We start from the raw sequence: 13465 nt of genomic DNA, 5'->3' as shown, positions 1-13465 counted from the left end.
TATGGCCCACTCAAAGAGAAGCAAGAAACTTAGCTGGGGGCGAAGCCCCCGGCAAACCATCACTAAATACTAAAAATATCCATCGTCCCGATGGAAAACCCTGCTACACAACTTTCTTGACGCTACCCGTTTCTCCAATTCCTGTAGAGAATAGGTGCACTTTTGTCCTTATTGCGGTTCTGCAGGGAAGCGGGGGATTAATAGGTGTACTTTTGGCGTTATTTTTGGGGCGGCTCCGTTATATGACTTTTTCCCTCGACGTTATCTTAATTTCGCCGACGCACCTGTCGCTTAATTACTCATCACACTCTCGCCACCCCTGCACACGACTAACCTTATTACTTATCACGCCCTCGCCACCCTACACACGACTAACCTAATTGCACATCACACCCTCGCCACCCTGCACACGACTAACCTAATTGCACATCACGCCCTCGCCACCCTGCACACGACTAACCTAATTGAACATCACGCCCTCGCCACCCTGCACACGACTAACCTAATTGCACTTCACACCCTCGCCACCCTGCACACGACTAACCTAATTGCACATCACGCCCTCGCCATCCTGCACACGACTAACCTAATTGGACATCACACTCTCGCCACCCTGCACACACTAACCTAATTGGACATCACACTCTCGCCACCCTGCACACGACTAACCTAATTGGACATCACACTCTCGCCACCCTGCACACGACTAACCTAATTGCACATCACGCCCTCGCCACCCTGCACACGACTGACCTAATTACTCATCACGCCCTCGCCCGCTGCACACGACTGACCTAATTACTCATCACGCCCTCGCCATCCTGCACACGACTAACCTAATTGCACATCACGCCCTCGCCACCCTGCACACGACTAACCTAATTGCACATCACGCCCTCGCCATCTTGCACACGACTGACGCCCTCGCCCGCTGCACACGACTGACCTAATTACTCATCACGCCCTCGCCCCCTGCACACGACTGACCTAATTGCACATCACGCCCTCGCCACCCCCCACATCACGCACTCTCTTACTCATCACACGACTTCCTCCCCCGCAACCTCTGCCGATTTTTAACCGATCTATCAACCTTCATCTAACGCCACAACCTCCGGCCTAGCGAACTTGCATCTTTTGCGCTCCGCGCGCGCATTCGTTGCGTTTTCGCCGCAAAAGTTTGCGGGGCTGGCTGCAGCGTTTGCGCGTTCGCAGGGACGCCTCCGCCTTATGATAGATGCATACGAAGCAGGGCAGATATAGCCCGCGATCGATCATAAGGAGGATCTCGAACGATGATTCAATTAAAGCAAGCAGCGAAGGTGTATGAGCTGGAGGCGGGAAGCTTCACCGCGCTGAAGGAAACGGATCTCCACATTGCAAAGGGAGAGTTTGTCGCGATTATGGGACCAAGCGGCTCGGGAAAAAGCACGCTGCTCCAGCTGCTCGGCGGCTTGGACCTGCCGACCCGAGGCTCCATCGCCATAGATGGCGTCGAATTGAGCGGCCTCAGCGAGAAAGAGCGGACGTTGTTCCGCCGCACGAAAGTCGGCTTTGTCTTTCAAAACTATCAGCTGCTGCCGATGATGACGGTTGCCGAAAATATCGCGCTTTCCCTTGCGGCGAATAAAACGCCGAAGTCGGAAATCGACGTCACAGTCTCCCGTCTAATCCGCGAGGTGAATCTGGACGGTAAAGCGGCAAGCTTCCCGTCACAGCTTAGCGGCGGGCAGCAGCAGCGCGTGGCGATCGCAAGAGCGCTGGCGATGAAGCCGAGCCTGATTCTGGCGGATGAGCCGACGGGCAACCTTGACCGGAAGAACGGTCAGGACGTGCTGCAGCTTCTTTCCCGTCTCAATAAAGAAGAGGGCATGACGGTCGTTATGGTCACGCATGACCGAGACGCGGCTCAGACGGCGGACCGCATCATCACGATGGTGGACGGCGAAGTCGCCAAGGAACGGGAAGGAGCGGGAGCGCGTTGAATCTCTGGCAAATCGCATGGCGCAACCTGATGCGCCGCAAAATGAGGACGATGCTGACCATCCTCTCCATTATGATCGGGGTAGCCTCCACCTTCGCGGTGATTGCTGCCGTTGATTCCGCAAAGAAGGCGTTCCCGCTGTATATGAAAGAAGCCTTCGGCAGGGCCGACTATTCGGTGCTCGGTACCGAGGCTTACTTCGACGAAGACGTCTATGAAGACGTTAGCCGAATAGAGGGCGCGCAGGCTGTCTCCTATCTGAAGCAAAGCTCTACGCTCGTGTGGGAGGAGGAAGGGGTAACGGCCATCCAAAAACGCGTCGACCTCAAGGGCTTCAGCCGGCTGGATACCGGACTGACCGGCTTCAAGGTCGTCGAGGGCGATTTGAGTAACGACGGCGCCGTTATTACGGACCGCACGGCAAAGGTATGGAAAGCGGAGGTCGGCGACCGCATCGCCTTCGCGACGGATAACGGCATAAAAGAACTGAACATTAGCGCTATCGTCAAATATACGGCCTCGCTAATGGGGCCGTCCAGCTGGATGATGGCGAAGTACCACCCGTGGACGGTCGCCGTTCCGCTTGAATCCTTGCAGGAGTGGTACGGCAAGTCCGGGAAGGTCGAAAGCATTCTTGTCCAAGCGGAGAAGAGCGCCGAACTGGACGCCATCGGACAGCAGCTCGACAAGCTTGCAAGAGCAAGCGGCGAGGTCTATATTCAGCCCACCATTCTGGACCTTGACGCGCAATACAAAGATGCCGATACCTTTTTCTTGGCCTTGTACATAGCCGGGTTCCTAGGCATCGCGCTGAGCGCGTTCGTTATTTTTAATACGCTGTATGTAAGCATGAAAGAGCGGCGAAACGAGTTTGCCGCAATGAAAACAATCGGCTATACGCCGCGCCAGCTAAGTAACTTTGTCTTATTCGAGGTGCTGCTGCTAGCGGTCATCGGAACCGTCCTCGGTCTAATCATCGGTTTTGGTCTTGCGATTTTGCTGAAGGCCGTCATCTTTATGGTATTCAGCGTCCACGCCGACGTCGGGATGGAGCTTTGGAAAGGTCTTGTCATTTCCTCGCTAGCGGGCTTGGCCGTTCCCGTCCTCGCGTCCCTGTACCCGATTCGGCAAGCCGGGAAGGTCAGCGTCGTTGCCGTGCTTAAAGAGAACAGCGCGGAGAAAAGAAAAGGCGGCAAGTGGCGGCTGCCGGCAGGTCTGCTGCTGATCGGGTCGAGCTTCTTCATCAAGCATCTGCTGCTCGTTGTGCCGCTTTTGGCCGGAATAGCTCTCGTGTTCCCGGTTTTGTTCCAAGCTTTTTCGTTCCTGCTTCGGCCGCTCTATCGCGCGGTATTCGGCTTCAGCGGCGAGATGGCGGCGCGCAACCTGAACCGCAGCTTGGGCCGTACGTCAATGACGGCCGTCATTCTGAGCATCGGCATTGCCATGGTCGTGCTGATGAGCTCGCTGAACTCGGCGTTTATTCAAACCTATGAGCGCGTCATCCACGCGACCTACGGCGGCAACCTGGACATTATGTTCCATCATATTGAACCGACTGACCTGGAGGAAATGAAGCAGGTGGACGGCGTTGCCGACGCGGTAACCTATCCGCTGCAGGCCGTCGTCTGGACGCTGGGCGGAAACGAGCGTCTGCTGCCGGTATATGGCGTAGGCGCGGATTGGATCGACCGCTTCCCCCTATTCGATGCGGGCGAAGGGACGCAGCCAAGCGAGCTTATTGCGAAGCTTCAACCGGACGAGATTATGCTCGACCGAGCGGCGGCAAGCGTATGGGGCGGAGAAGTCGGAGAGTCGCTCACCTTGGATACTATCGACGGTCCGAAGCCGTTTAAGGTGGTTGCCGTAATCGAGACGATGAAAAACAGCGGCTACGGCGCCATTATGAAGAACGAGCACTTCCGCGAGCACATTGGCCTGAAATATGAACGGAACGCCCTAATTCTGAAGGACGAGTCGGCGTCTCCGCTGCAGCTTCGCGAGAACCTATTCGATCAGTTCGGCTCGCGGATCGAGAGCATGTTCGGGCCGGAGGATTGGGTCTCGGTGGTCGGCGCGACCTATACGGGTTCGTTCAGCATTGTGAACTTCCTGATTGTGCTGTCGATTCTCATCTCCGGCATGGGCATCGCGAACACGCTGCTCATGAACATTATGGAACGAATCCGCGAGCTCGGCATGATGCGGGCCGTCGGCGTGACGCGCAGGCAGCTGATCCGCATGATTTTGCTGGAGGGCTTCGGCATCGGACTGACAGCGACTGTAATCGGTTGCGCCTTCGGCGTGCTGCTCATCTACCAGACATCGACTTTCCTTGCGATTAATTCGCTGACGTATACCTTCGGCGTGTCCTGGATGATTATTGGCGCGATTGCGTTGTTCGGCATCCTGGTCAGTCTGGCGTCCAGCTTTGCTCCGGCATCGAAAGCAGCTAAAACTCCATTAAGCGAGGCGTTGCGTTATGAATAAAAAGGTAATGATTCTTTCTGCGATAGTAGCCGCTCTCGTTCTTCTAACGGCATGCGGAAGTAACAACAGCTGGGAGAATGAGGAGGTGACCGTCGTCAGCGACCGGCTGATGGCGGACACCGTTAAGGCGGAATGGACGATTGAGAACGGAGAGGCGGGCAAGGACGCGCTGATTCGTATTGCAGTCGAAAATAAGGACGGCGAGCCTATTGAAGCGTTCGACCTGAATCATGAGAAGCTGCTTCATTTGATGGTCATCAGCAAGGACTTGTCTTATTTCAACCATATCCATCCCGAGCACGTCGGCGGAGGCGTATTCGAAATCCGGAACGTATTCCCCGCAGGCGGCGACTACCGGCTCATAGCCGATTTGAAGCCGGCTGGAGGCGACGCCATGACAAAGATGGAATGGGTCTCGATCGAAGGCGCTGAAGCTGAGGCGGTCCCTGTAACTCCTAACCTGGAGCCGCAAACGGCTGGAGGCACAAACGTCAAGCTGTCCATCGATAAGCTAGGGGTGAAGCAGGAGACGACGCTGCGATTTGCCATGACGGATGAGCAATCGGGGCGCCTCGTTACCGATTTGGAGCCGTATTTGGGAGCGATCGGCCATGTCGTCGTGCTCTCCGAGGACGGGGAACGGTACGTGCACGTCCATGCCGAAGAGGGGCAGGGCGCCGGGCCGGTGGCCGTATTCGAGACGGAGTTTCCATCAAGCGGCTTGTATAAAATATGGGGCCAATTTCAGCGGCAGGGTGAAGTGTTTACGGTGTCCTATGTCGTAAATGTCCAATAAGGAGGCGCATAGCCATGGAGGAGCTCCGCAAGTTCTTACCCTATGCGGACAGACAGAAAACGTTATACGCGATCGGGTTTGCCGGAAGCCTCTTCCGCTTCCTTATTCCGCTGTCCGTACCTCTTGTCATTAAATATTTGTTCGACGAACTGCTGCAGAACGGCGAACTAACTGATATAGAGAAGACAGAGAAGGTGCTGCTCGTGTTCGGCATCCTGCTCGCCGTATTTTTCTTGGTTCGCGGGCCGATGGAATATGTCCGGCAGTTTTTCATGCACAAGGCGAACAACAATATTATCAGACAGATGCGCATGGACGTGTTCCGCAAGGTGCACAGGCTGGACGCCGGGTATTTCGCGAATCATAAAAGCGGAGAGATCGGGGCGCGGTTTTTCGAGGATATCGAAAAAATACGGGGACTGATGACGGCGCTCTTCGCGAACATCTGGATTGAGATGATCGTGCTGGCGTTCGTCATAGCCGCCATGCTGTTGATGAACGTGAAGCTTGCCTTTCTTGCCGTATTGTTGGTCGGCATTCAATTTGGGCTCGCTCATCTCCTGGCCAAGCGGCTGAAAAGAACGACGCGCGAGGTCATGGAGTGTCGTTCGGTGCTGAGCGGCTTCGTCTACGAAAAAATCCAGGGGGCCGTACTGGCCAAACTGTTCGCCGCCGAAAAAAGAGAGGAGCTGGCGTTTGAGGACCGGCTGCGGCGCTACGACACGTTAACGGACAGACAGGCGCGGCATCAAGCGCTGACCATCTCGTCCGTCAATGTGCTAAGCGACGCGACGCCGTTTATGATCGTCATGATCGGCGCGCTGCAGGTCATTGACGGCGGTCTCACGCTCGGCAGCTTGATCGCATTCTTCGCCTATGTGGACCGGATGCGAGCGCCGGTCGCCGCGCTGGTTCAGGCGTTCCCGTCAATTACCGAAGGGAGCGTCGCGCTCCAGCGGATCTTCCGGTTTCTCGAGACGCCATCGGCTATCCGAGAGATCGAAAAGCCGGTGCCGCTCAATAAGTTCGAACAGGCTATTGAATTCCGCCACGTCCGGTTCTCGTACGATGGGGGCCGGGAAATTGTGAAGAATGTCTCCTTCGCGATCGAGAAGGGGAAAACCTACGCGTTCGTAGGCGGGAGCGGCGGCGGGAAAAGCACGATTATACAGCTGCTGCTTCGAATGTATGACGCGGGAGGCGGCGCTATCCTGATTGACGGACGCGATATTCGGGACTATTCGCTCGCAAGCTTGCGCAGCCGGATGGGCGTGGTGACGCAGGATCATTTCCTGTACAGCTGCTCGATCAAGGACAACATCAAGCTGGCCGGTCCCGACGCGTCTGACGAAGAGGTGGAGGCGGCTGCGCGGAAAGCTTTTGCCCATGAATTTATCGCGTCTCTATCACAAGGGTATGACACGGAAATCGGCGAGCGGGGCGTAAAGCTGTCCGGCGGCCAGAAGCAGCGCATCGCGCTGGCCCGCGTTTTTTTGAAAAATCCGGATATCATTCTGCTGGACGAAGCGACAAGCGCGCTGGATAACGAAAGCGAAGGCGCCGTGCAGGAGGCGATAGAGGCTTACGGACGCGACAAGACGGTCGTTATGATCGCGCATCGGCTCTCAACGGTATTGCATGCGGATACGATTTTTGTGCTGAAGGAAGGACGGATTGTCGAGCAGGGCAATCATCAGGAGCTGCTTCAGCAAGGCGGGTATTATAAGGAGCTGTGGGCGATGCAGACCGAAGAGGAGCTGCCATCCCCGGCGAAAGAACCGGTCGTTGTATAGCGACGCCGGAACTTTGGCTATAGTCAAACAATACCATGGGCTCGCGGCAAAGACGCTTTATACTGGTGAAAAAGCATGAAGGGAGTAAAGCCGATGCACAAGCGTCTGCCAGCCTTGCGGTCTGTGCTGGAGCCGAGTGGTCTCTCGCTCTTTTTGGCCCCGTTTTATGGGGTCGGCGAATGGAAGGAATGCGTGTTCTGGCTCCATGGGTTAAACGATACGTACCGGGTTCGAACGACGGAAGGGTTATTTATTTTGCGCGTGTGCCGCACAGAGTTGCGGGAAGAGGATGCCGCTTACGAGACGGAATTGTTAATGGGGTTAAACAAGGCGCTTGGCGATGGGGCAACGGGGGTGTCGGAGGCGGTCTCGAGAATCGACGGGGGGCTGTATACGATGCTTGAAGCGCCGGAAGGCCATAGGGCGGCTATATTGTTCCGGTATGCCGAAGGGCAGGAGAATACTCTGCATGATGAGGCGTCATGCTTTGTTTTCGGTAAGTCTGCCGCCGAGCTGCATTCGGCCATGGACCGGGTTCAGACGCGTTCCATTAACAGATTTACCCTTGATACAAGCTTCCTTATCGATCAGCCTGCAGCAAAAATTATCGAATATATAGGCGCCGGACACTGCGCCGCGCCGTTTCTTCGCCAATTCGCGGAGACGCTCAAGGAGCGGATCGCTGCTGCTGCGGCAAAGGGGCTGGACTGGGGGCTCTGCCACGGCGATATGCATGGCAACAATAACGCGTTTCAACGTGACAATGGCTTCATTCACTATGATTTTGAGTGGGCGGCTCCAGGCTGGCGCGCTTACGATTTGGCACAGGTGCGGATCCGCAAGCGTCAGCCGAGGGAAGAGGACCGCGAGCGTCTATGGCAAGCCGTAATGTCCGGCTACCGTTCGGTTCGGCCATTCTCTGCCCAGGATGAAGAAATGATCGATACGTTCGTATGGGTCCGACGCCTATGGGTGATGGGTCTGGATGTTTTGTTTATCCCAAGCACTTCCGGTGCGCTGGATTACGGGGAAGAGTGGCTCCAAAGCTTTGTAGACGAGTTCCGAAGCGCGAGGTTGGAGTAGGGCGAAAGCATGAACGGTCCCGCCTGTACACTTTTCCCATCCAACAGCCCAATAAATATTTGGAAGAGGCTAGCAACCCTGATGATATTTTTAACGTTCAATAGATAGCGTTTGTATCATGGAGAGGAGCTAACGATATGAAGCAGCTGTTTATGGGCATATTGCTCGTTATGGCGCTAGCCGTTTCATCTTCACCCGTTCATGCGGCGGCAAAGCCTATTCAAATCAAAATTGACGGAGTCGTGGTCGCGTCCGACGCAGAGTCCGAAATCAAGAATAAGCGCACGATGGTGCCCCTGCGTATGATTAGCGAATCGCTGGGAGCCCAAGTCGAATGGTCGAAACAGGGCATTATCATTACGAAAAAGGACACGCAGATCAAGCTGAGACCTGACAGCGACAGCGTAACAACGAACGGGAAAACGCTGCTTCTGGACGCGGCGCCATACATTAAGAACGGCCGGACGATGGTTCCGCTTCGATTCTTTTCAGAAACGTTTGGATGCGGGGTCGATTACAAAGATGCCGTGGCGGCGGTCGATTGCGGAGCGTTGGTTATCCGCGATACCGAAATAGAAACGATGAGGCATGAATATCATATGACCATGGGCGGCGTTGTGCGGCAAATGGAGGGGAATGCGCTGAATGCGGCAATCTATGATGCCTTTATCGAGCACAAGGGCGGCTCGGTTGAAGCTCCCGCCGATTATTCATGGATGTACACGATAGATGTTCTTGGCTCCTATTACAAAGCCGGACAATATGATTTTTTGGACGCGGATGGAAACAGCGTGAAGCAATACGATATTTATTCCTTGATCAAAGCCTTTCCGGCGGAACTACTAGAGGGGCGTCCGGAGGTGCTGCTTCATGACGTTACGGATAACAAGTGGTATTTATTCAGCGATAAAGGGAAAGAGATCATTAGTGAGATGATAGATACGGCTGATCATTACGGTTTCCTGCAAGTGATCAGCAATACGGTGGCATAAGGGAACGGCGAGGCAGCCTGGTGGAGCTGGCCTCGCCTTTTTTTAAGCTTCGTGCCATCTCCCCATCATAATGGTGTTATAGTAAAGCCCGTCCGACAGCAGCTTGTCCTTTTGAAGCACGCCCTCGATTTCAAAGCCGAGTTTTTTATAGAGGGCAATCGCCTTTTCATTCGTTTCCAGCACGTTTAGCGTCACTTTTCGGATGCCGTTCCGGTCTGCCCAAGCGAGCGATTCCTTCAGCAGGTTATTTCCGATGCCGTACCCCCAATACGCCTGCAGAACGCATACGCCGAATTCAGCCTTATGGGAGAACCGCTTCAAATCCGTCCCTTCACAGCGCGAAAATCCAACGATCCTTCCTTTTGCTTCGGCAACCAGAAATAGATTTCTCGGCCTCTCCGTGTCCATTCCGATCACTTCCTTGAATCCAGCGGGATCGATGAACGCCTCGCCCCTATCCCGGTCCATATTTTCCGTTTCGCCATCGATCTGAAGCCGTACGGCAGACAATTGCTCGGCATCGTCCGCGACGGCGGAACGAATGGTGTACGCAAGTTCTTTTACCTCAAAATGCCGGTCATTGATTCTCATGATGATTTCCTCCAAATGATGCAAAAAATCGATGAATTAAAGGTAATCGATTCAGCCGTTTTTTTCAATTGTCCCGGCGGAATGGAATAACGGATTGACGTGACACCAAATGGTGTCTTATAATGGGATTGTCACCAGACAGTGTCCCAGTAGAGGGAGAGGGTGTTGTGAGCGAGAATAACCCGTTGCGGGATGTGTTTGACGCGATTGCAGATCCAACCAGACGCCGGCTCATTCAGTTATTAGCAGAGGCGGAGGAGCTTCCGCTGCATGAATTAACGTCGCAGTTTTCAATGGGCCGCACAGCGGTATCGAAGCATTTAACGATTTTAAAAGAAGCGGGATTGGTGCTGGACCGGAAGGTCGGCCGCGAAACGCGGTTTCGGCTAAACGCTGCGCCGCTTAAAGAAGTTCAAGATTGGGTAGCTTTCTATAGCAGGTTCTGGAGCATCAATATGCTGCGTTTGCAGCGGCTATTAGAGGAGGAAGAAGAATGAGTTTAACCTTATCCATGGATTTTCAGTTCAAGACATCGATCGAGAAGCTTTGGTCCGCCTTGACGGATTCCAGCAAGCTTGCCAAGTGGGTGGCTAATATTCATACCGGTCAGCCGATGGAAAATGATTTTGAACCCGTCGTGGGCCGCCGTTTTCAATTCCGCACGCAGCCGAATGAATATTGGAACGGGATTATCGAAGGCGAAGTCTTGATCGTGGAAGAGCCGCATCGGCTATCCTATACTTGGGCGAGCGGCGAAAAACATACGGTTACCTGGACGCTGCAGGATCTGGGAGACGGAAAGGTTAACCTTCACCTTGAACAAACCGGAATTTCCAATGCGCCGGCACTGAACGGGGCTAAGTTTGGCTGGAGCAAGTGGTGCGGCGAGCTTGAAAAGGTTGTGGCCTAAACGGTAAAGGTAGAGGCGCGCCGGTTGCCTGTCAGCCGGAGCCGCAGGAGCCCGCGAACGCCGCGGGCTTCTCGCTTTTCGGATAGAAAGGGGGATCTGGATGGTTAAAGGCGAAAGAAATACGAAGATCGATCCTTATTTCAACAAGCTCAAGAAGTGGAAGGAAGAGTTCGGGCTGTTAAGGGAAATCGTGCTGGATTGCGGGCTGACCGAGGATTTCAAATGGATGCACCCTTGCTACACGTTCGACAATAAAAACATCGTATTAATTCATGGCTTTAAGGATTATTGCGCGCTGCTGTTCCACAAAGGCGCGTTGTTAAAAGATCCCCACGGAATCCTTGTCCAGCAGACGGAAAATGTACAAGCGGGGCGCCAAATTCGGTTCACCGGCGTTCAACAAATCGAAGAGATGCAGCTGATTTTGAAGGACTATATCGATGAAGCCGTCGAAGTTGAAAAGGCCGGCTTGCAGGTGGAGTACAAAAAAACGAAGGAATACGCCATTCCTGAAGAGCTGGAAAATAAATTCGTGGAAATTCCCGATTTGAAAACGGCGTTTGAAGCTTTGACGCCGGGGCGGCAAAGGGGCTACATGCTGTATTTTTCCTCACCCAAGCAGTCCAAAACCCGAGAGTCGAGGATTGAGAAGTATTTAGGGCATATCCTGAGCGGAAAAGGATTGGACGATTAGTTGATATCGGTTAAACTCCGGGCTTAGCGCGGAGTTTTTGTTTTTTTAGGATTTCCTATTCCAGAGCGCTGCGTGTTAGGATGATAGAGCGGAAAGGAGGCTCCCGTTCATGGAATCACATCTAGCTGAACGTATTAAGATTTCGCCGGGCTTTTGGGAGGGATTGCGACAATTAGGGATTTCCGCTCAGGATATAGCTCGAAAAGCGCGATTGCCGCTTACCGTTATGACCGATTCGGCTGGCGTCACCGCCGATCATTATTTTGCAATCTGGGAGGCCTATTCCGATCTCATCGGCAATACGGCTGAAGGCATTATCAAGCTTGCCGCCGCTTTTGAGACAGCGAAGTACCCGCCTGCCGTCTTAGCGATTTACCACGCTCGCGACTATCGCGACGCTCTATATCGTATGGCTCGTTACAAGCAGCTCTGTCCCCCCGAAAGGCTGCGCATCGCCGAGAATGGAGAGGACTGTTCCATCGAATTGGAATGGCTGAGCTCCGATCGACCCGGACCGCCCGTGCTGATCGGAATTACGCTCGCGGCTCTATTGGAATTTGGGCGCAGGGGCACTGGCCGTCTTTTGGCTGCGCGCTCTGTCGAATTTACGCATTCGATGGGCAATATACAAGCTCTTGAAGCTTACTTCGGGTGCCGGGTGCGGGTTGGCGCCGAACGCAACCGAATGACGCTGTTTCGAAGCGACTTAGACCTGCCTTTTGTTTCGTACAACGAGGAGCTGCTGGAAGTTTTGACTCCGGCGTTGGATCAGTCGCTGAATGAACAACAGCGTAAGCTTTCCCTTATAGAGAAGGTCAAACAAATAATAAAAAACGGTCTATCAGGCCGTCCCGACATTCAGACCGTCGCTTACGGGCTGGGAATGAGCGGCCGCACGCTGCAGCGCCGCCTTGCTGACGAGGGGGCGACCTTCAAGCATCTATTGGCGCAAGCCCGTCATGAGCAGGCAAAGGCGTATTTGGCGGATCCATCGCTCGATATTAAAGAAGTGGCTTTTTTGATTGGCTATGAGGACCAAAACTCATTTTACCGCGCTTTCCGGCTTTGGGAAGGCGACACGCCTTCCCATTGGCGGTCTCTCGCGTACAGGAGCGAAAGCAGCTAGTATCATTTCATGAATTGGCGCGCAAGGCAAGAATGTTGGCATAGGACGCTAGTTACGGCGCGGTTCGGACAAGGTAAGATGTTTTCTATCCAAAGCACCAACACGATATTAGTCATGGATAGGAGAACAGCAAAATGGATATGGGATTAAGCAACAAAACCGCGCTCGTTACCGGATCGACGAAAGGCATAGGCAAAGCGATTGCGATTGAGCTCGCCAGAGAAGGGGCGAACGTGCTCATCAACGGGCGAAATGCGGAGGAGGCGGAGCGGGTCGTAAACGAAATAAAGGCGGAATTTCCGGACACCTCTCCTCAAAATGCCGCAGCCGATCTTGTGGATAGGAAGCAAAGAGAAGCCTTATTCGAAAAATACCCCCGCATCGATATTTTAGTTAATAATATGGGCATTTACGAAATAATGCAGTACGAGGACACTAGCGATGAAAGATGGGAAGCCTATATCCGCACAAATGTGCTGGCCGCAAACGGACTGTCTAAATTTTATTTGCCTAACATGCTGAAAAACGATTATGGCCGCATTCTATTCATCGCCAGCGAGGAAGCCGTCATGCCATCAGGACAAATGCCCCTGTATGCGATCACCAAATCCATGCTGTTGTCATTGTCCAAAAGCTTGTCAAAGTTAACAAGAGGAACGGGAGCTACTGTCAATACGATCATGCCGGGGCCGACGCTCTCCGAAAAGGTCCATCAAATCATTGAGGGATTATACCCAAGCGAGACCATGACGTTTGCAGAGAAAGAGAAGCAATTTATGGCGGCAAACCTGCCTCAATCGGAAATCCAGCGGTTTATTAGGCCTGTTGAAATCGGCAGACTGGCGGCGTTCGTATGCAGTCCCCATTCATCCGCGTTCAAAGGCTCTCCGATCCGGATGGATGGCGGAATGGTGCCGACGATTTTCTAGTTTTCAAAGCTTGCAGCCGGTCATAACGACCGGCTGTTTTTAATGCGAAATAAATTATTGACCAATCAGTCCGGAAATGA

At 53.7% G+C, this 13465-nt stretch carries 12 protein-coding genes; 11 read left to right on the top strand and 1 reads right to left on the bottom strand.

Features of this window, described 5'->3' with window-relative positions; genetic code table 11:
- The first annotated feature begins 1295 nt into the window (after window positions 1-1295).
- The 6 genes from D3P08_RS24000 (at window position 1296) to D3P08_RS23975 (ending at window position 9135) form a co-directional block, all read left to right on the top strand.
- Window positions 1296-1985 (top strand): ABC transporter ATP-binding protein, encoded by a 690-nt coding sequence (locus D3P08_RS24000; RefSeq protein WP_119602666.1) that lies wholly within the window; start codon window positions 1296-1298, stop codon window positions 1983-1985.
- Window positions 1982-4471 carry an ABC transporter permease gene (locus D3P08_RS23995; RefSeq protein ID WP_119602665.1) on the top strand — a complete coding sequence of 830 codons (2490 nt, stop codon included), beginning with the start codon at window positions 1982-1984 and terminating at the stop codon, window positions 4469-4471. Before D3P08_RS24000 ends, D3P08_RS23995 begins: the two co-directional genes overlap by 4 nt.
- Window positions 4464-5267, top strand: coding sequence for a hypothetical protein (locus D3P08_RS23990; protein ID WP_119602664.1), 804 nt, complete (start codon window positions 4464-4466; stop codon window positions 5265-5267). Before D3P08_RS23995 ends, D3P08_RS23990 begins: the two co-directional genes overlap by 8 nt.
- A 14-nt stretch (window positions 5268-5281) precedes the next feature.
- On the top strand, window positions 5282-7060 hold the full coding sequence (locus D3P08_RS23985) for an ABC transporter ATP-binding protein (RefSeq protein WP_119602663.1): 1779 nt from the start codon (window positions 5282-5284) through the stop codon (window positions 7058-7060).
- A 93-nt stretch (window positions 7061-7153) separates the two neighbouring features.
- Entirely contained in the window at window positions 7154-8143 is a 990-nt protein-coding gene (locus tag D3P08_RS23980; RefSeq protein ID WP_119602662.1) for a phosphotransferase, read from the top strand.
- A 137-nt stretch (window positions 8144-8280) separates the two neighbouring features.
- Window positions 8281-9135: a copper amine oxidase N-terminal domain-containing protein gene (locus tag D3P08_RS23975; protein WP_119602661.1), complete on the top strand. Its 855-nt coding sequence runs from the start codon at window positions 8281-8283 to the stop codon at window positions 9133-9135.
- A gap of 42 nt (window positions 9136-9177) precedes the next feature.
- On the opposite strand, the gene D3P08_RS23970 is transcribed toward D3P08_RS23975, so the two are convergent.
- The gene (locus tag D3P08_RS23970; protein ID WP_119602660.1) at window positions 9178-9726 is read right to left on the bottom strand and encodes a GNAT family N-acetyltransferase; all 549 of its coding nucleotides are present in this window, start codon (window positions 9724-9726) and stop codon (window positions 9178-9180) included.
- Window positions 9727-9893: 167 nt separating this feature from the next.
- Between D3P08_RS23970 and D3P08_RS23965 the strand changes: the two genes are divergently transcribed.
- From D3P08_RS23965 to D3P08_RS23945, 5 genes are all read left to right on the top strand, one after another.
- Entirely contained in the window at window positions 9894-10223 is a 330-nt protein-coding gene (locus tag D3P08_RS23965; RefSeq protein WP_119602659.1) for an ArsR/SmtB family transcription factor, read from the top strand.
- On the top strand, window positions 10220-10636 hold the full coding sequence (locus tag D3P08_RS23960) for an SRPBCC family protein (protein ID WP_119602658.1): 417 nt from the start codon (window positions 10220-10222) through the stop codon (window positions 10634-10636). Before D3P08_RS23965 ends, D3P08_RS23960 begins: the two co-directional genes overlap by 4 nt.
- Window positions 10637-10736: 100 nt before the next feature.
- Window positions 10737-11330 carry a YdeI/OmpD-associated family protein gene (locus tag D3P08_RS23955; RefSeq protein ID WP_119602657.1) on the top strand — a complete coding sequence of 198 codons (594 nt, stop codon included), beginning with the start codon at window positions 10737-10739 and terminating at the stop codon, window positions 11328-11330.
- Between the two features lie 109 nt (window positions 11331-11439).
- On the top strand, window positions 11440-12456 hold the full coding sequence (locus tag D3P08_RS23950) for an AraC family transcriptional regulator (protein WP_119602656.1): 1017 nt from the start codon (window positions 11440-11442) through the stop codon (window positions 12454-12456).
- A 134-nt stretch (window positions 12457-12590) separates the two neighbouring features.
- Entirely contained in the window at window positions 12591-13385 is a 795-nt protein-coding gene (locus D3P08_RS23945) for an SDR family NAD(P)-dependent oxidoreductase (protein WP_119602655.1), read from the top strand.
- The last annotated feature ends 80 nt before the right edge of the window (window positions 13386-13465 follow it).

Source organism: Paenibacillus nanensis (genome assembly GCF_003583765.1).
GTDB lineage: Bacteria > Bacillota > Bacilli > Paenibacillales > Paenibacillaceae > Pristimantibacillus > Pristimantibacillus nanensis.
Note: the sequence above shows the minus strand (reverse complement) of the source record. Positions and strands in the feature narration are given on the sequence as shown.